Genomic DNA, 17,152 nt, shown 5'->3' with positions numbered 1-17,152 from the left:
GAGCGTCGACCGGTCGAGGTGGCCAGGCGGATGTCGCGGTGTTTCGCTCGATGATCGATATCCATTCACCCTGATCGAATGAGCGCACTGTCGCGTGGCGTTGCCGTTGGCGTCTGTCGCGCTGGCGAGCTTGCCGGTCGGCGTCCAGGTCGAGCGGGCGGTGCGCAGCACCGTGCCGCCGACTCTCTGCTCGGCCTGCAGCAGCCGGAGTTTCGTGTTGTGGGAGTTCTCCTCACTCTCCTCCACGAAGCAATTTCCTTCGATAGCTCGGGATCAGACGCCAGCTCCTCGAGTGCTTTCTTTGCTGCCGGCGCCCTCGATCTGCGCAGCCCTCTCAACAGCAATAATCGGCTGCTGCCGTGTGACCGATCCTTTGCAAGGACGATGAGTTCATCGATCGAATCGTCGGTCACCGTCTCGGCCAATGCGGCTGCTAGGCCGCTCTTGGCACCTAATCTGTCGTCGACGATCTGGCCGATCCTGCGGTTGATCTTGTCGTAGCTGTGGCCGATGCTCAGCAGCCGGCGGGCGCTGCAGGGCTCTCGGACCTGTCGGCCGTGCATGGTGTCACAACTTCGCTTCGCTTCCCTCGGTTCCGCTTCGATAGTGCTGGAACAAGCCCCTTCGCCACTCCTCTGTAAGAGCGAAATAGGGAAATATTCCAGTTGCTCTGTCAGTGATAATATCGATCGTCTGTGCGTGTAATTTTTTCAGGCCGGGATTTAAGGTTTCGTCTCGATTGCGCAGTCCGATGATAGCCACGTCATTTTGGGTCTCGCTGTAGATGCACCATCGGCCCTTGTCCGATGCACAGCTGTAACGATCCTTAGTATATATCCAGCCCAGGCCCTCATTGTCTTCTCGCAATAAAGCCGCGTACGAAGCAGGAGAAATGGTGTCATCGAACTGTATCATTGCAGCGTTTTTGTACTCAAAAGCAGAAGTTCTTGTTATATTAACAAGACAACACGATTTGGCGGTCTCCGCTTTGAGAAGCTCATGCACCACTTCAACGAACTCGGGGGCGAGGATCCGATCGGCATCAAAGAAGAGAAAACTGGACCACGCCCCACGATAGACTTGGGCCGGCAACGACTTCGCCAAATCTATGCTAATCAATGCATTCTCGAACGCTCGGACCATTGTATTTTCACATGCTGAAGTTCCGTTGCTTTTTGCCACTATGGGCCCCCGAGAGAAAATTTTATGCTGTCTCCGCCTTCTCCGAAGAATTGTGCGCCATAAAATTGCGTGCTGGTTCTTGTATAGAGAGTATATATCGATGATCCATTGTCCAAGACTGTTACTCCATTGGGTCGGGAAGATAGATCGTAACCGCTCGCGACTAGATTTGATTAAAACTCTTGAGTGCCCACGTTTGTTTGAATGTTGGTGTACCGGCTCCCGGCTTCCGTAATGTTGTTGTAGACAGAAAATGGTCCAGGCAAATATGAGTATGACGATGCCGTCGTGCTCAGTGCAGACCCTGACCAGTAAGAATATGACGAGAGCGTGGTGCTCAGTCCAGCCGCCAGGCCGGTGGGATCGGTGGCGTTGAGCGGGTCGTTCCTGACGTAGGCGTAGAGGTTGTAGCCCGCCTTGTAGCCGACCGGGTCGGCCTGCAGGAACCGGCCGAGCACCGGCGAATAGTGTCGTGCCCGGTAGTAGTAGAGGCCGCCGGCCTCGGGATCGAGGCGCTGGCCGGTGTAGCCGAACGGGCTCGCGGCGGCGGCGCTTTGTCGTAGCTGTGGCCGATGCTGACCAGCGGACCGGCGGCCGGCGCCGTCGCCGCCGGGGCGGGGTCCCAGGTGGCGCCGGTCGGGCGGTTGAGGGCGTCGTAGGTATAGGTGGTCGTGTAGGTGACGGTGCTGCCGCCCGGCGGGAAGGCCAGGGCGATCGGATTGCTATTGTCGCTGACCCTGGTCTGGCGGCCGGCGAGGTCGTAGCTATAGTCGACCACCGGACCCGAGGGTGGGGTCTTCCTGGTCACCCGGTAGAGCGTGTCGTAGAGCAGGGTGAAGGTGCCGCCGGCGCGCGACGTGCGCTGCACGACGTTGTCGGCCTGGTCGTAGGTCGCGGTCTCGGTGTTGCCGCCGGGCCAGGTCGTGAGGTCCAAACGGTTGAACGGGTCGTAGTGGTAGGTCGTGGTGTTGCCGTTGGCGTCGATGACGCTGGCGAGCTTTCCGTCGGCGGTCCAGGTCTGCTCGAGCATGGCCGTCGATGGCTTGATGGCGCCATAGGTGTAAGTTGTGGCGGTGCCGTTCGCGTCGATTAACGCTCTTGCTGTACCCGCGGAGTCACTTTGATTTTTCCAATGTCGAGCCTTATCGCATCATCGCGGTCTTTCTGCATCTTCTTCATTGTGAAGGTCGAACACATGACCTTCACCGTACTTCGCTTCCAATTGCTTCTTGGCGTCCTCTAAGTTATCGGCGACCACGCAAACACGCAGCCCCAGCTTGCCATCTTCGGTCCAAATGATAGCTCTGTATATATTATCTTTGTGACCCATATCTATTCACCAAAATGGAGAAAGGCATGCGCCACTATTGCAAAATGCTCCAATCATCATTCCTGGGCCGTTCAAGAGATTGGTAATCTGGCTCGGTGCCATCTCCGGGAAGTTGTAGACTGCTACACTAGCAGTTGGCGTCGAATATCCACTAAATGACATCCTTGCTGAACGCTATTTCTTCTTCCTCCAGCTGGCGATTTCCTTCGATAACTCGGGATCGGATGCCAGCTCCTCGAGGGCTTTCTTTGCTGCCGGCGCCCTCGATCTGCGCAGCCCTCTCAGCAGCAGTAATCGGCTGCTGCCGTGTGACCGATCCTTTGCAAGTGCGATGAGTTCATCGATCGTATTGTCGGTCACTGTCGCCGACAATGCGACTGCAAACCCGCTCTTGGCACCTAATCTGAACCCGTTCTCCACGCCCATTGGAGCTTTGCGATACTCCTCGACAAGGATTGGCCACGCATCTCTCGCATCCGGAACGGCTAAGGCGCGGGCAATTCCCTCCCTCGTTCGGTCTGAATACGGCAGACGCAAGTGCTTAAGCAGTACGGGAACGGCATCGGCGTATCGAATTGACGTGTTGACCAGATCCCAAACCGACGTCACCTTCCAACCGATCGCTCGCAGATCGGCCACAATTGGTTGCCCTTCTGCCAGAAGACGTGCGGTTCGCTTCTCTCGTTGGCGCGCCCTTTCCCGATTGATTTCTCGCAGCCGAGCTATCTCATCATCGGTCAATTTCAGTCGTACGAATTCGTCGGTCGTCAACTTGGCAAGTTGTTCGTTCGTGAGAGGCGCGCGAGGCCTTTTGGCTGACAATTTCACCACCATCCAGGGATATCAAGTCTATTTATCAGACCGCTGTTGAACGCATCTTGCAAAGGGCCCGAGACATTCGTGTTCGGCCTCAGGTAAAGGTCGAATGAAAGACCAGTTTCCTGAGCGTAGCTCGAATAACCTCGCAATTGCCGCGTAAAGGCCTGATATGCGACATTTTTGACCTCACTGAGGGTGCTCGTGGTCAAGGCATCCGTTATCCTGGTGCCTCCGCCGATATTAAATGAGAGTTTATCACCGATATCATATACAGAGCGAACCGCCGCCTCACCCGCCTGGCCGAGCTGCGTAGGTGTCTGATAAGGCGTGAGGAAAGAAGAGCCACTCGCCCAGTACGAGTACGACGACAGGCTGGTGCTCAGCCCCGAGCCATACCCATAGTACGAATATGACGAGAGCGTGGTGCTCAGTCCAGCCGCCAGGCCCGTGGGATCGGTGGCGTTGAGCGGGTCGTTCCTGACGTAGGCGTAGAGGTTGTAGCCCGCCTTGTAGCCGACCGGATCAGCCTGCAGGAACCGGCCGAGCACCGGCGAGTAGTGCCGTGCCCGGTAGTAGTAGAGGCCGCCGGCCTCGGCATCGAGGCGCTGGCCAGTGTAGCCGAACGGGCTCGCGGCGGTGGCGCTGGTGCCGTAGGCCTGGTAGGCCGACCTGGGGAGGGCGCCCGCCGGGCTGACCGTGGCGATGATCGAGCCCTGGAGGTCGGGCAGCACGGTGATGCGGGTGGCGGCCGGGACGTTGATCTGGCTCAGCACGTCGTTGGCGCCGGCCCCGTAGGCGTACCAGCGCAGGACGGCGCCGGTGCTGCCGTCGTACTCCAGCACCTCGCGGTTGTCGGTGTCGGTGACCGAGATGGTGGTGGTGCCGGCGATGGTGCGTGACTTGCGCCGGCCCTGGGCGTCGTAGGCGTAGGTCGCGGCGGCGCCTGAATTGACCGAGACCATGCGGTTCTCGGCGTCGTAGCCGTAGGTTCGGGTGCTGTCGGAGGTGAGGTTGCCGTTGGCGTCGTAGGAGGCCGGGGCGCCGCCCACGGCGGTGTACTGGTTGAGCGCGTTGGGCGTGTAGGCGATGCTCGGCGGCCCCGTCGGGTAGTAGAGCCAGGTGTTGTCGTCGACGGCCTGGCCGGTCCTGCGGTTGGTCTTGTCGTAGCTGTGGCCGATGCTGACCAGCGGGCCGGCGGCCGGCGCCGTCGCCGTCGGGGTCCCAGGTGGCGCCGGACCGCCAGGAGTCGAGAGATCATTGACAAACATTATAATGTGCTAAAGCGGACTCCATAACAATGCGCTTCTTTATTTCATTCGTACCCGTTCAGAAAATGAACAGATAGTGTTTAGGACCTGTCAAAATCGCTCGCTCGCCGTGGCCTTCATAAGATCTCAATGGTATTTCTATTGTGATTTCGTTATCGAAAGCTATCAGTATCTCTTCATTTTGACTCATCGTGACACTTTTTACTGTCGTTTCAATAAGGGAGCACAACTTATCTCGATACCCTTCTGCACCAAATAATGTCGTCTTTCCATTAGTCTCCCGTATTCCCGGCCAGACGAGCGTCGTTAGTGCACCTCGCTCATCGAAGCCAAGAATCAAGTAATTCAAGACAAACTGAACAGACGTCAATCGCGCTCCGGCGAGCCTGGACAGAGCACTGCCTCGTTCACTGCTTTCGGATTGAATAGACATTATCAATAGTCCCCATATATCGGGATATGCCACCACGGACTGCTGGGTTGGATCGCTTGGCCTGTATACGGGTTTACAGATTGCCAACCACCGTTTGCTTGTTGGCTGCCATAGTTCACATACCCTGTTGGATTTCTGCCATTGGGATCCATGATACGTACGTCGGTCACATTGTCGGCTAAGCCGTTTCCACCAAATCCGCCATTATATTGAAATCCTGGACTTCTAGTTTCATAAGGGCCGGTGGCCCCCGAAGGGACCGGGATGATGTTTCCGCCGGAAGTTACTAGGAAATCAGGCGCGGCACGAGGCGAAGTATCTACAATTGCACTTGCAGTCGAGAAAGACCCACTCGTCCCAGACCAATACGAGTACGACGACAGGCTGGTGCTCAGCCCCGACCCATACCCGTAATAGGAATATGGCGAGAGCGTGGTGCTCAGTCCAGCCGCCAGGCCCGTGGGATCGGTGGCGTTGAGCGGGTCGTTCTTGACGTAAGCGTAGAGATTGTAGCCCGCCTTGTAGCCGACCGGATCGGCCTGCAGGAACCGGCCGAGCACCGGCGAGTAGTGCCGTGCCCGGTAGTAGTAGAGGCCGCCGGCCTCGGCATCGAGGCGCTGGCCAGTGTAGCCGAACGGGCTCGCGGCGGTGGCGCTGGTGCCGTAGGCCTGGTAGGCCGACCTGGGGAGTNCGATAGCCGGCCAGGAAATAGCTCCAGGTCGCGCCGTTGGCGTTGGTCTGCGTCGCCACCCGGCCGGCCATGCCGTAGGTGTTGGTGACGAAGGGGTTGCCGGGCCGGGTCGGCGTGAAGATCTGCGCCAGCAGGCCGGCGCAGGAGAACCTATTCGTAGAGATTTTCCTCTGGCTTCTCGACTTCAATCGTTGCGTTAGTCTTCAAAGATAGAAATGGATTTGATAAATTCTATAAGAAGCAAAGCCGAAGTCTTCGTAGTCAAGGTCGAGTCAGTTGCGCGCCGAATATCTTCAACATCCACTGGATGACCCCCATTCTGCACACTATTTCTTCTTCTTCCAGCTGGCAATTTCCTTCGATAGCTCGGGATCAGACGCCAGCTCCTCGAGAGCTTTTTTTGCTGCCGCTGCCTTGGATTTGCGCAGGCCCTTCAGCAGCAGCAATCGGCTGCTGCCGTGTGACCGATCCTTGGCAAGTGCAATGAGTTCGCCGATTACCTTGTCGGTCACCGTCTCAGCCAGAGCGGCCGCAAGTCCACTCTTGGCGCTTAGTCCAATCCCATGGGGTGCTTTGCAATACTGCTCAACAAGCACTGGCCATGCGTCTTTCGCGGCTGGAGCAGCCAGGGCACGGGCGACCGCCCCTCTCGTTCGATCTGAATATGAGAGAAGCAGATGTTTGAGCAAAACTGGAATAGCATCGGAGTACCGATCCGACGTCTTTACCGAACTCCAGACTGACGTCACGTTGCAGCCAATCGCGCGTAGATCGGCTACAATAGGCTTTTCCTCTGCTCGAAGTTGTACGGCTTGTTCGGCCGATTGGCGCGCCCTTTCCCGATTGATTTCTCGCAGTCGAATTTTTTCATCATCGGTCAGTTTCAGTCGCGCAAATTCGTCGGCCGTCAACTTGGCGAGATCCTTGTTCGTAAGAGGTGGGCGAGACAATTTAGCGGACATCCTTACCACCATCCTGGGATAGTCAGTCGATTTATCAGACCGGAATCGAATGCATCCTGCAGGGGTCCCGAGACATCCGTGTTCGGTCTTAGGAAAAGATTGAATGTGCTGGTGTTTTGTTGAGCAATATAGGAGTAGTCTCGCAATTGCTGGGTAAAGGCCTGATATCCAACGTTTTTGACCTCACTAAGGGTATTCGGAGTCACGCCGTCCGGTACTCTAGTGCTTCCGCCGACATTAAATGAGAGTTTATCACCGATATCATACACGGCTCGAACCGCCGCTTCACCTGCCTGGCCGAGCTGCGTAGATGTCTGATAAGGCGTGAGGAAGGAAGAGCCACTCGCCCAGTACGAGTACGACGACAGGCTGGTGCTCAGCCCCGAGCCATACCCATAGTACGAATATGACGAGAGCGTGGTGCTCAGTCCAGCCGCGAGGCCCGTGGGGTCTGTGGCGTTGAGCGGGTCGTTCCTGACGTAGGCGTAGAGATTGTAGCCCGCCTTGTAGCCGACCGGGTCGGCCTGCAGGAACCGGCCGAGCACCGGCGAGTAGTGCCGTGCGCGGTAGTAGTAGAGGCCGCCGGCCTCGGGATCGAGGCGCTGGCCGGTGTAGCCGAACGGGCTCGCCGCGGTGGCGCTGGTGCCGTAGGCCTGGTAGGCCGACTTGGCGAGGGTGCCGGCCGGGCTGATCGTGGCGATGATCGAGCCCTGGAGATCGGGCAGCACGGTGGTGCGGGTGGCGGCCGGGACGTTGATCTGGCTCAGCACGTCGTTGGCGCCGGCCCCGTAGGCGTACCAGCGCAGGACGGTGCCGGTGCTGCCGTCGTATTCGAGCACCTCGCGGTTGTCGGCGTCGGTGACCGAGATGGTGGTGGTGCCGGCGATGGTGCGCGACTTGCGCCGGCCTTGGGCGTCGTAGGCGTAGCTGGCGGCGGCGCCTGAATTGACCGAGACCATGCGGTTCTCGGCGTCGTAGCCGTAGGTGCGGGTGCTGTCGGAGGTGAGGTTGCCGTTGGCGTCGTAGGAGGCCGGGGCGCCGCCCACGGCGGTGTACTGGTTGAGCGCGTTGGGCGTGTAGGCGATGCTCGGCGGCCCCGTCGGGTAGTAGAGCCAGGTGTTGTCGTCGACGGTCTGGCCGGTCCTGCGGTTGGTCTTGTCGTAGCTGTGGCCGAAGCTGACCAGCGGGCCGGCGGCCGGCGCCGTCGCCGCCGGGGCGGGGTCCCAGGTGGCGCCGGTCGGGCGGTTGAGGGCGTCGTAGGTATAGGTGGTCGTGTAGGTGACGGTGCTGCCGCCCGGCGGGAAGGCCAGGGCGATCGGGTTGCTGTTGTCGCTGACCCTGGTCTGGCGGCCGGCCAGGTCGTAGCTATAGTCGACCACCGGACCCGAGGGCGGGGTCTTGCGGATCACCCGGTAGAGCGTGTCGTAGAGCAGGGTGAAGGTGCCGCCGGCGCGCGACGTGCGCTGCACGACGTTGTCGGCCTGGTCGTAGGTCGCGGTCTCGGTGCTGCCGCCGGGATACGTCGTGAGGTCGAGGCGGTTGAATTGGTCGTAGTGGTAGGTCGTGGTGTTGCTGTTGGCGTCGATGACGCTCGCCAGCTTGCCGTCGTCGGTCCAGGTCTGCTCGAGCATCGCCGTCGTGGGCTTGATGGCGCGATTGTAGGTCAGGCGCGGCCGGCTGACGTTATCGTAGGTGAGCTCGGTGACCCGCCCCATGGCGTCGGTCTGGGTGACCTGGCGATCGAGCAGGTCGTATTGGTAGTGCGTGGTGTTGCCGTTGGCGTCGGTCGCGCTGGCGAGCTTGCCGGTCGGCGTCCAGGTCGAGCTTGCGGTGCGCAGCACCGTGCCGCCGGCGCTCTGCTCGGCCTGCAGCAGCCGGCCCTCGGCGTCGTAGCTGTTGGTGGTCACGACGCCGCCGGGCGCCGCCGCGGTGGCGGGCGAGGTGGTGGTGACCAGCCGCCGCGCGGCGTCCCAGGCCGAGGTCGTGACGTTGTCCTTGGGGTCGGTCACCGAGATGACGTCACCCCAGGCATCGTAGGCATAGAGCGTCGTGCGGTTGAGCCGGCCCGGCATCCTCGACCATCGACAGCCGGTTGCCCGCTGCGTCGTACAACCTGGAGTCATTCCTGCCGGACTAGCTAGGCTATCGAAATGACCTTCAGTTTCATGTTGTGGGAGTTCTCCTCGCTCTCCTCCACGAAGCGATTTCCTTCGATAGCTCGGGATCAGACGCCAGCTCCTCGAGGGCTTTCTTTGCTGCCGGCGCTCTCGATCTGCGCAGCCCTCTCAGCAGCAGCAATCGGCTGCTGCCGTGTGACCGATCCTTTGCAAGTGCGATGAGTTCATCGATCGTATTGGCGGTCACTGTCGCCGACAATGCGACTGCAAACCCGCTCTTGGCACCTAATCTGAACCCGTTCTCCACGCCCATTGGAGCTTTGCGATACTCCTCGACAAGAATTGGCCATGCATCCTTCGCATCCGGAATAGCCAGAGCACGGGCAATTCCCTCCCTCGTTCGGTCCGAATACGGCAGACGCAAGTGCTTAAGCAATACGGGAATGGCATCAGCGTGTCGATTTGGTATCTTTAGCATATCCCAAACTGAAGTCACATTCCGTCCGATCGCTCGCAGATCGGCTACAATTGGTTGCCCTTCTGCCAGAAGACGTGCGGTTCGCTTCTCTCGTTGGCGTGCCCTTTCCCGATTAATTTCTCGCAGCCGATGTTTCTCGTCATCGGTCAATTTCAGTCGCACAAACTCTTCGGCCGTCAATTTGGCGAGTTCCGCGTTCGAAAGAGGTGTGCGAGCCGATTTGGCGGACATTCTTACCACCATCCTGGGATAGTCAATCGATTTATCAAACCGTTATCGAAGGCATCTTGCAAGGGACCAGATACATTCGTATTCGGCCTTAAGTAAAGGTCGAATGAAAGGCCAGCTTGCTCGGCATAATTAGAATAGTCTCGCAACTGCTGCGTAAAGGCTTGGTATCCTACATTTTTGACTTCGCTGAGGGTACTCGTGGTCAAGGCATCCGGTATCCTGGTGCGCCCACCGATGTTAAACGTGCCTGTATCACCGATATCATATGCGCCTCGAACCGCCGCTTCACCCGCCTGGCCGAGCTGCGTAGGTGTCTGATAAGGCGTGAGGAAGGAAGAACCACTCGCCCAGTACGAGTAGGACGACAGGCTGGTGCTCAGCCCCGACCCGGACCAATACGAATATGACGAGAGCGTGGTGCTCAGTCCAGGCGCCAGGCCGGTGGGGTCGGTGGCGTTGAGCGGGTCGTTCTTGACGTAGGCGTAGAGGTTGTAGCCCGCCTTGTAGCCGACCGGGTCGGCCTGCAGGAATCGGCCCAGCACCGGCGAGTAGTGGCGTGCGCGGTAGTAGTAGAGGCCGCCGGCTTCGGCATCGAGGCGCTGGCCGGTGTAGCCGAACGGGGTCGCGGCGGCGGCGCTGGTGCCGTAGGCCTGGTAGGCCGACTTGGCGAGGGTGCCGGCCGGGCTGACCGTGGCGATGATCGAGCCCTGGAGGTCGGGCAGCACGGTGGTGCGGGTGGCGGCCGGCACGTTCATCTGGGCCAGCACGTCGTTGGCGCCGGCCCCGTAGGCGTACCAGCGCAGGACGGCGCCGGTGCCGCCGTCGTACTCGAGCACCTCGCGGTTGTCGGTGTCGGTGACCGAGATGGTGGTGGTGCCGGCGATGGTGCGCGACTTGCGCCGTCCCTGCGCGTCGTAGGCGTAGCTGGCGGCGGCGCCTGAATTGACCGAGAGCAGGCGGTTCTCGGCGTCGTAGCCGTAGGTGAAGGTGCCGTCGCCGGTGAGGTTGCCGTTGGCGTCGTGGGTGACCGGCGTGCCGCCCACAGCGGTGTACTGGTTGAGCGCGTTGACCGTGTAAGCGATGCTGCTCGGCGGCCCGGTCGGGTAGTAGAGCCAGGTGCTGTCGTCGACGGTCTGGGCGATCCGGCGGTTGGTCTTGTCGTAGCTGTGGCCGATGCCGACCAGCGGGCCGGCGGCCGGCGCCGTCACCGCCGGGGCGGGATCCCAGCTGGCGCCGGTCGGGCGGTTGAGCGCGTCGTAGGCATAGGTCGTCGTGTAGGTGACGGTGCTGCCGCCCGGCGGGGAGGCCGAGGCCATCGGATTGCTGTTGTCGCTGACCCGGGTCTGGCGGCCGGCGAGGTCGTAGCCGTAGTCGACCACCGGACCGGAGGGCGGGGTCTTGCGGATCACCCGGTAGAGCGTGTCGTAGAGCAGGGTGAAGGTGCCGCCGGCGCGCGACGTGCGCTGTACGACGTTGTCGGCCTGGTCGTAGGTCGCGGTCTCGGTGCTGCCGCCGGGATAGGTCGTGAGGTCCAAACGGTTGAACGGGTCGTAGTGGTAGGTCGTGGTGTTGCCGTTGGCGTCGATGACGCTGGCGAGCTTGCCGTCGTCGGTCCAGGTCTGCTCGAGCATCGCCGTCGTGGGCTTGATGGCGCGATTGAACGTCTTGGAGGGCCGGCTCACGGCATCGTAGGTGAAGTCGGTCACCCGCCCCATGGCATCGGTCAGGGTGACCTGGCGGTCGAGCAGGTCGTAGGCGTAGCGCGTGGTGTTGCCGTTGGCGTCGGTCGCGCTGGCGAGCTTGCCGGTCGGCGTCCAGGTCGAGGTGGTGGTGCGCAGCACCGTGCCGCCGGCGCTCTGCTGCACCTGCAGCAGCCGACCCTCGGCATCGTAGCTGTTGGTGGTCACGACGCCGCCGGGCGCCGCCGCGGTGGCGGGCGAGGTGGTGGTGACCAGCCGCCGCGCGGCATCCCAGGTCGAGGTCGTGACGTTGCCCTTGGGGTCGGTCAGCGAGATGACGTCGCCCCAGGAATCGTAGGCATAGAGCGTCGTGCGGTTGAGCCGGCCCGGCCCGGCATCCTCGACCATCGACAGCCGGTTGCCGGCCGCGTCGTAGGTATAGGCCGTGACCGTCCCCACCGGGTCGGTCATCGACGCCACCTGGCCCAGGCCCGTGTAGATGTAGCGCGTGCGCGCCTTGAGGCCGGTGCTGTCGGCGATCTTCTCGGCGACATTGCCGTTGGCCGGATCGTAGGCGAGCGCCGTCACCTGGCCGGAGGGGACGGTCTGCGTCCACGGCCCGGTGATCGAGATCGGCTTGTTGACGGTCGGATCGTAGAGGTAGCTGGTGGCCGTCTCCGAGCTGTCCTTGCCGACACGGGTCATGCTTTTGATGTTGTTGGCCCACGGATTGACGTTCGTCTCGTACTCCCGGCGCGTGCAATCCTTTGCCGGATCCACACCTGGACCGGCCGGCCGGCAAAGACCTTGCGGCGTCGTGTTGTAGCCTCCCGGCAGCGTGGTCGAGACGAGCCGGTCGAGGCCATCATAGTCGAGCCGCGTCACCAGGTAGAGGCCGGCATAGTCCTGGATGTCGAACCGCGCCTTGCCGCGCGGGGTGTAGAACAACACGTGCTGCGTGCCGTTGGGATCGACCTCCTCGCTGCGATAGCCGGCCAGGAAATAGCTCCAGGTCGCGCCGTTGGCGTTGGTCTGCGTCGCCACCCGGCCGGCCATGCCGTAGGTGTTGGTGACGAAGGGGTTGCCGGGCCGGGTCGGCGTGAAGATCTGCGCCAGCAGGCCGGCCGGCGCCGCCCCACCGGCCGGCGTGTAGCCGAACGTGGTGGTGAAGCCCAGCGTGTCGACCACCGAAGCGAGGTTGCCGTTGCCATCGTACGTATAGGAGACGCTGCGCCCGGCGTTGTCGTTCACCGCAGTGAGCTGCTTCGCGCCGTTGTAAGCGAGAGCCAGTGTCCGCCCGAGGCCGTTGCTCACCGAGGTCAAGAGGGGCGGCGAGGAGGCATCGTAGGCGAAGGAGGCGGTCACGCCGGAAGGAACGACCCAGGTCGACAGGTTGCCGTTGGTGTCGAAGGTAAGCGTCGTGGCATCCTTGTCCTTGAACGTGTAGACGCCGTCGCCGAGGCTCAGCCGGCTGGACGAGCCGGGTTGGGGGTTGTAGCTGCCGTCGGCCAGCAGCACGAACTGCTCGGCCTGCGAACCCTTGGTGACGACGACCGTGTTGTTGATCAGCCGGTCCATCAGCCACTTCTGCACCAGCGACGCGATCAGCACCTTTTCGAACGGCTTGGCGGGGTCGCTGAACAAATCCTGGGCGACGTACATCGCTGCGATGGCCGCGGCGCCGTCGATCGGCGAATCCTGGCCCATCCCCTTCAGCCCGTCGCTGTTGGAGAGCGCGGTGATGGCGAGATTGTGCGTCCAGCCCGGACCCAGCGGGCCCTTGGCATAGAGATTGTTGGAATTGTAGGAGCGGTTGACCTTGAGGCCGATCGGGAAATCGTCCGGTCCCAGCGAAATATCGTCGCGATCGTAGAGGAACGCGCCGGAGGAAAGATCGATCGGGTCGTAGCTGGAGAATTGCGGCACCGGCAGGGTGATCGCGCTGGTGAAATTGACCGCGCTGACCGTGTAGGTCGACGACACGAACTGGGTCGAGTAGCCGCCCTTCAGGTTGGAGGAGATCTTGTAGGTGATCTGGCGGGGATCGGTGGGGGAGGTGGGGCCGATCCCGACATAGCCGGCGCCCTGCCAGACGCCCTGAACGAGCTTGCCGTCCTGCGGCAGGACGAGGCGATAGCCGCCTGCGATGTAGGAAGCGGCCTGGCTGAAATCGCTCGGATAGTAGTCGATCTGGCCGCTCACGCTCGGCCAGTTTGCGGACGTTGCGTCGAAGATGACCTTGTGCTGCGCATTCGCAAGGTCGAGCAGCTTGACCGTCGAGACGGCCCCGACGCCGCCGCGGCCCAGATTCTGCTCGAGCGCCCCCCATTCGAGAGCGCTCAGCATCCCGCCATGGGAGAAGAATGCCGTGTCGATGAGATTCCTGTCATTCGACCGCGTCGCTGCGCCGATCAGGACCCCCGGCATGTCGATGTAAGGCCCTTCGACCTGTGCCACCACGCCGACGGCGCACTTGACCACGATGCTGGAACCGACGATCTGGTCGACAAGGGCGCTGGCCGCGTCGAGCTGCGCCAGCCAGGAGTAGCCGATCATGTTCAAGGCTTCTCCGAGCACCGCCTCCGAGCTGTCGGTGTCGCCCGCCGCCTTGTTGGCCTGGAGCTGGCGGCGATGGAACTCGACCATGCCGCGTCCGGTGAAGTCCCATCCGGCGACGATGGCGTACGTGAATCCGTCCTGTGCCCGGACGTTGTTCTGGGCAGTGTAGGCGCTACCCCTGTTGGGGAGCTGCACGGTGTAGGAGATGGTGTCGGCGCCGGCGGCGCCGGTGCCCTGCGCCATGCCGTCGAGATAGAAAGTCGGAACGTTGCCGCTATAGACGATCGACAGTCGATGGCCGTAGATTTCGTCGCCGAAATAGGTCTTGTCGATTCCTGTTATCTGGATTTGCAGCGTCGTGCGGTACTCGTTGGGGATCTCGTCCCAGGTATGCAATACGGTGTAGGGCAGGCTGGTTGGCAGAGGATAGGGTTGAGGGAGCGGCTGGATGTAGTTCCCGCCCACGACATCGCGAGTCGTGGCCGTCGGATTGCTGGTGCGGATGGAGTTGACCAGGTTGTTCGCATAGGCGGTCAATGATGCCGCGATATTCGAGCTGTTGAGGTTCTGGATGTAGTCGACCCCGATCGCAGCGCCGCTCTTCGCGGCAGTCAGGAACGTTGCCTGGTCATAGCCCATCGACGACAGGCCGATGGCCGGACCCGAAGCGTAAGTCTTGTAGCCGGGATCCAGAAGCACCGTCGTCGAACCGAGCGAGCCACCGGTCACCGAGACCCACACGTGCTCAATATCCGCGCTGATCAGTGCGATGTTGCAGTTGGTGGGGTTTGGTACGTACGGGATATTCCCGCTATTGAGAACAGACTGGAACCCGCAGGCAGTCTTGACGCCGTAAAGCGCCGCGACGGCCGCTGGAAGCAGATGCATGGTGCCGTGCTTGTATCGCGCGGTGTAACCGGACGCGCGCAACAGGGCGACCAGCAGGGCCGACTGGTCGAAATCGTTGCCGTGACCATCGAGCAAGGTCCCGAGCGCGCCCTTCTTGAGGCCCCAGGTCGGGACGTACTCGATGTTGGTGTAGACGTACTCGTAGATCAGGTTGACGTCGTATTTCAGCGCCCGCGCGAGATCGGAGATGGATGCGGGAGCCGTGACGCCCGGTTGGGCGACCAGGGTCGGCGGCTTTCCGCCGGCGGACGCTGCCGTGCACAGGGCGAGCCACAGGAACGCGGCGACGAACAGGTGCCGCAACCCAACGATCGAGCGGTGCGCGACGGTCTTCATGATCGCCTTCCTAGTGCGGCAGAGGGGACGACGAGGGGGCTGGCGGTGGCGGTGGCGTGATCCCTGGAGGGACAATCTGTTGTGCCGGCAGCGGCGCAACCCGTTCGATCTTCTGCTGGGCCAATTCGGCGCGCCGGCGTTCGAGCAGCGCCTGCCACTCGGCGGGTGTCCGGCTGGGTGCCTCGTCGCGCTGGACGGAGGGCAAGGGCAGGCTCGCGGGCGGTGGCGGCGACCCGGCGGGCTGACGCATGTCGCCGGCCGCCTCCTCCAATCGGGTTGAGACGCACGCCGGCTCCGTTGCATTCGTGATTCAGTGCTTCACATCATGTGCTGCAACGGATGCAAGTCTGATTGCGAAAGTATTTTAACATGCAATCGTATGACTTCCGTACGCCGCTTGGAGAAGGGGTACAACGCAAAGGTGTAGCATACCCGATATGAGTAAATGTTCTGCAACCAGACAAGGACACGGGCGTTCCTTCGCGTGTCGCCGCTGCAACAGCAGCCTGACTGCAACCGTAAACCGGTGGTCGGCGATTTTCGATCGCTCATGTTCTTCCGGATCGTCATGCTCTTCCGGAAGAGCATGACGGCCATGAGATCGGCCCCACACGCTCCGCCGTGCACTCAATTGCACGGCACATTGGCTGCAGTTGCGCGCCAATTCTGCCGGCGCGCCTGTTGCCGGCGTGCCCGCTGCGTAGAGTGAGCCTGCCCCGCAGCGTGTCAGGCAACCTCGCTCATGAGTCTATGAGCGAGCGGGACGCTCGCGCTCCGCAAGAGCAGGGCGTTCATGCCATCGGTCCAGGCGCTTGGCCGTGCAATCAATTGCACGGAGCGCTGGCTGAGGTTGACCCCGACCGCAAGACGGCGGCTCCGAACGCAACAAGCGCTACCGAACGGTCGCTTGCGGTCGGCCAACTCCTTGATTCTAAAGGCTCCGAACGCACCGAACGCACCGAACGCAAAAATGCAGGGTCGTTCTATTCGGTGGGCCGGCGAGCACCGCTCTCAATCGTCACCGCCCAAGTTTCCCCTTGGGAGCGGTAGCGACATGAGTGCTTCGTTCACCGCGACACCACTGTCATCCCGAGTTCGGAGCTTGCGAAACAAGCTCCGTAGGCGAGGGAGCTTTACGGGTGTGGTGCTCTTCTTGTTGATTACACGGGCGATGAGCGCCACGGGAGTGGCGCGCTCCCAGCGAAGAGTATCGGGCCGCACGAAAAGTTCGCGCCTATGAGAACGCGCCGGCCGGGCGTCGCCGCCGCCGGCTCAGTCGGCCGGGACCAGCGTCACGGCGACGCCATAGGAATGCGAATCGCCGCCCAGGATGACGCCGCGCAGCGGGCTCACGTCGGCGAAGTCGCGGCCCCAGGCGACGGCGACGTGGTCCTCGCTCACGATCAGGTCGTTGGTCGGATCGAGATGGACCCAGCCAGCCTCCTCGCCGCACCACACCGCGACCCAGGCGTGGCTCGCGTCGGCGCCGCGCAGCGCGATGTCGTCCTTCGAGCGGATGGTGCGGATGTAGCCCGAGACGTAACCCGCGGCGAGACCGTGGGCGCGCAGCGCCGCGATCTGGACATGCGCGAAATCCTGGCAGACGCCGGCCTTGCCGTCGAACACCTCGGCGAGCGGCGTGCTGATGTCGGTGGCGCCGGGGTGATACTCGAAATCGGCCTTGATGCGCGCCGTGAGCTCGCGCGCCGCCGCGAGGATCGGCCGGCCCGGCGTGAAGGAGTGCGCGCCGTAGGCCTTGAGCGCCGCGACCTCGGGCACGAGCGGCGATTCGTGCACGAACTCAGCTGCCTCGATCGGCGCCGGGAAGCCCTGGCCGTCGAGGAGGCTGCGGATCTCTTCCCAGCTCGGCGTCTCCTCGAACGGCGGCGGCTCGGGGAAACGCACGTCGACGGCGGCGCGCACCTCGATGTCGAAGCGGGTGTGCGGCTTGTCGATGCGGTAGATGTCGATGTTGTTGCCGAAATGGTCGACATGCTGGACCGCCATCGCCGGCACCGGGTTGGTGGCAATGCCGATCGACTCGACCGTCTGGCCGAGGAAGGTGCGGGCGCGCAGGTGGGCGATGTGGTGCGCCGAGTCGACGTTGCTGGCGTAGCTGTAGGTCGTGCGATGGGAGAGCAGGTACTTCATCGCGGGC

11 protein-coding genes are annotated in these 17,152 nt (G+C 61.9%); all 11 read right to left on the bottom strand.

The annotated features are described in order from the left end of the window. Positions 1 to 567: 567 nt before the first annotated feature. The 11 genes from ACILR9_RS01975 to ACILR9_RS01920 all read right to left on the bottom strand — a co-directional run bounded on the left by ACILR9_RS01975 (position 568) and on the right by ACILR9_RS01920 (position 17,145). The gene (locus tag ACILR9_RS01975) at positions 568 to 1,182 is read right to left on the bottom strand and encodes a hypothetical protein (RefSeq protein WP_395708206.1); all 615 of its coding nucleotides are present in this window, start codon (positions 1,180 to 1,182) and stop codon (positions 568 to 570) included. A 173-nt stretch (positions 1,183 to 1,355) separates the two neighbouring features. Then, positions 1,356 to 1,808: an RHS repeat-associated core domain-containing protein gene (locus tag ACILR9_RS01970; protein ID WP_395708503.1), complete on the bottom strand. Its 453-nt coding sequence runs from the start codon at positions 1,806 to 1,808 to the stop codon at positions 1,356 to 1,358. A gap of 878 nt (positions 1,809 to 2,686) precedes the next feature. Then, positions 2,687 to 3,346 (bottom strand): hypothetical protein, encoded by a 660-nt coding sequence (locus ACILR9_RS01960; protein ID WP_395708205.1) that lies wholly within the window; start codon positions 3,344 to 3,346, stop codon positions 2,687 to 2,689. Beyond that, positions 3,337 to 4,599 carry an RHS repeat-associated core domain-containing protein gene (locus ACILR9_RS01955; RefSeq protein ID WP_395708204.1) on the bottom strand — a complete coding sequence of 421 codons (1,263 nt, stop codon included), beginning with the start codon at positions 4,597 to 4,599 and terminating at the stop codon, positions 3,337 to 3,339. Before ACILR9_RS01955 ends, ACILR9_RS01960 begins: the two co-directional genes overlap by 10 nt. A gap of 58 nt (positions 4,600 to 4,657) precedes the next feature. Continuing rightward, positions 4,658 to 5,065 (bottom strand): hypothetical protein, encoded by a 408-nt coding sequence (locus tag ACILR9_RS01950; RefSeq protein ID WP_395708203.1) that lies wholly within the window; start codon positions 5,063 to 5,065, stop codon positions 4,658 to 4,660. Further along, complete coding sequence (locus ACILR9_RS01945; RefSeq protein WP_395708502.1) at positions 5,035 to 5,727, bottom strand: RHS repeat-associated core domain-containing protein; 693 nt, start codon at positions 5,725 to 5,727, stop codon at positions 5,035 to 5,037. The genes ACILR9_RS01950 and ACILR9_RS01945 overlap by 31 nt, the downstream gene beginning before the upstream one ends. Positions 5,728 to 6,049: 322 nt before the next feature. Beyond that, positions 6,050 to 6,634: a hypothetical protein gene (locus ACILR9_RS01940; RefSeq protein ID WP_395708202.1), complete on the bottom strand. Its 585-nt coding sequence runs from the start codon at positions 6,632 to 6,634 to the stop codon at positions 6,050 to 6,052. Between the two features lie 53 nt (positions 6,635 to 6,687). Next, the gene (locus ACILR9_RS01935; protein ID WP_395708201.1) at positions 6,688 to 8,757 is read right to left on the bottom strand and encodes an RHS repeat-associated core domain-containing protein; all 2,070 of its coding nucleotides are present in this window, start codon (positions 8,755 to 8,757) and stop codon (positions 6,688 to 6,690) included. A 91-nt stretch (positions 8,758 to 8,848) separates the two neighbouring features. After that, positions 8,849 to 9,511: a hypothetical protein gene (locus ACILR9_RS01930; protein ID WP_395708200.1), complete on the bottom strand. Its 663-nt coding sequence runs from the start codon at positions 9,509 to 9,511 to the stop codon at positions 8,849 to 8,851. Positions 9,512 to 9,513: 2 nt separating this feature from the next. After that, positions 9,514 to 14,994, bottom strand: coding sequence for an RHS repeat-associated core domain-containing protein (locus tag ACILR9_RS01925; protein WP_395708199.1), 5,481 nt, complete (start codon positions 14,992 to 14,994; stop codon positions 9,514 to 9,516). Between the two features lie 1,272 nt (positions 14,995 to 16,266). Continuing rightward, on the bottom strand, positions 16,267 to 17,145 hold the full coding sequence (locus ACILR9_RS01920; protein WP_395708198.1) for a transglutaminase N-terminal domain-containing protein: 879 nt from the start codon (positions 17,143 to 17,145) through the stop codon (positions 16,267 to 16,269). Positions 17,146 to 17,152 lie beyond the last annotated feature (7 nt).

Source organism: Reyranella sp. (genome assembly GCF_044224635.1).
Taxonomy (GTDB): domain Bacteria; phylum Pseudomonadota; class Alphaproteobacteria; order Reyranellales; family Reyranellaceae; genus Reyranella.
The sequence above is the reverse complement of the archived record's forward strand: the minus strand, read 5'-3'. Positions and strand labels throughout refer to the sequence as shown.

What these genes read in the sequence shown, in the direction of transcription:
- ACILR9_RS01960 (WP_395708205.1), bottom strand. Translation starts at nt 3,346, where the DNA reads ATGGTGGTGAAATTGTCAGCCAAAAGGCCTCGCGCGCCTCTCACGAAC.
- ACILR9_RS01955 (WP_395708204.1), bottom strand. Translation starts at nt 4,599, where the DNA reads ATGTTTGTCAATGATCTCTCGACTCCTGGCGGTCCGGCGCCACCTGGG.
- ACILR9_RS01935 (WP_395708201.1), bottom strand. Translation starts at nt 8,757, where the DNA reads ATGCCGGGCCGGCTCAACCGCACGACGCTCTATGCCTACGATGCCTGG.
- ACILR9_RS01930 (WP_395708200.1), bottom strand. Translation starts at nt 9,511, where the DNA reads ATGTCCGCCAAATCGGCTCGCACACCTCTTTCGAACGCGGAACTCGCC.
- ACILR9_RS01925 (WP_395708199.1), bottom strand. Translation starts at nt 14,994, where the DNA reads ATGAAGACCGTCGCGCACCGCTCGATCGTTGGGTTGCGGCACCTGTTC.
- ACILR9_RS01920 (WP_395708198.1), bottom strand. Translation starts at nt 17,145, where the DNA reads ATGAAGTACCTGCTCTCCCATCGCACGACCTACAGCTACGCCAGCAAC.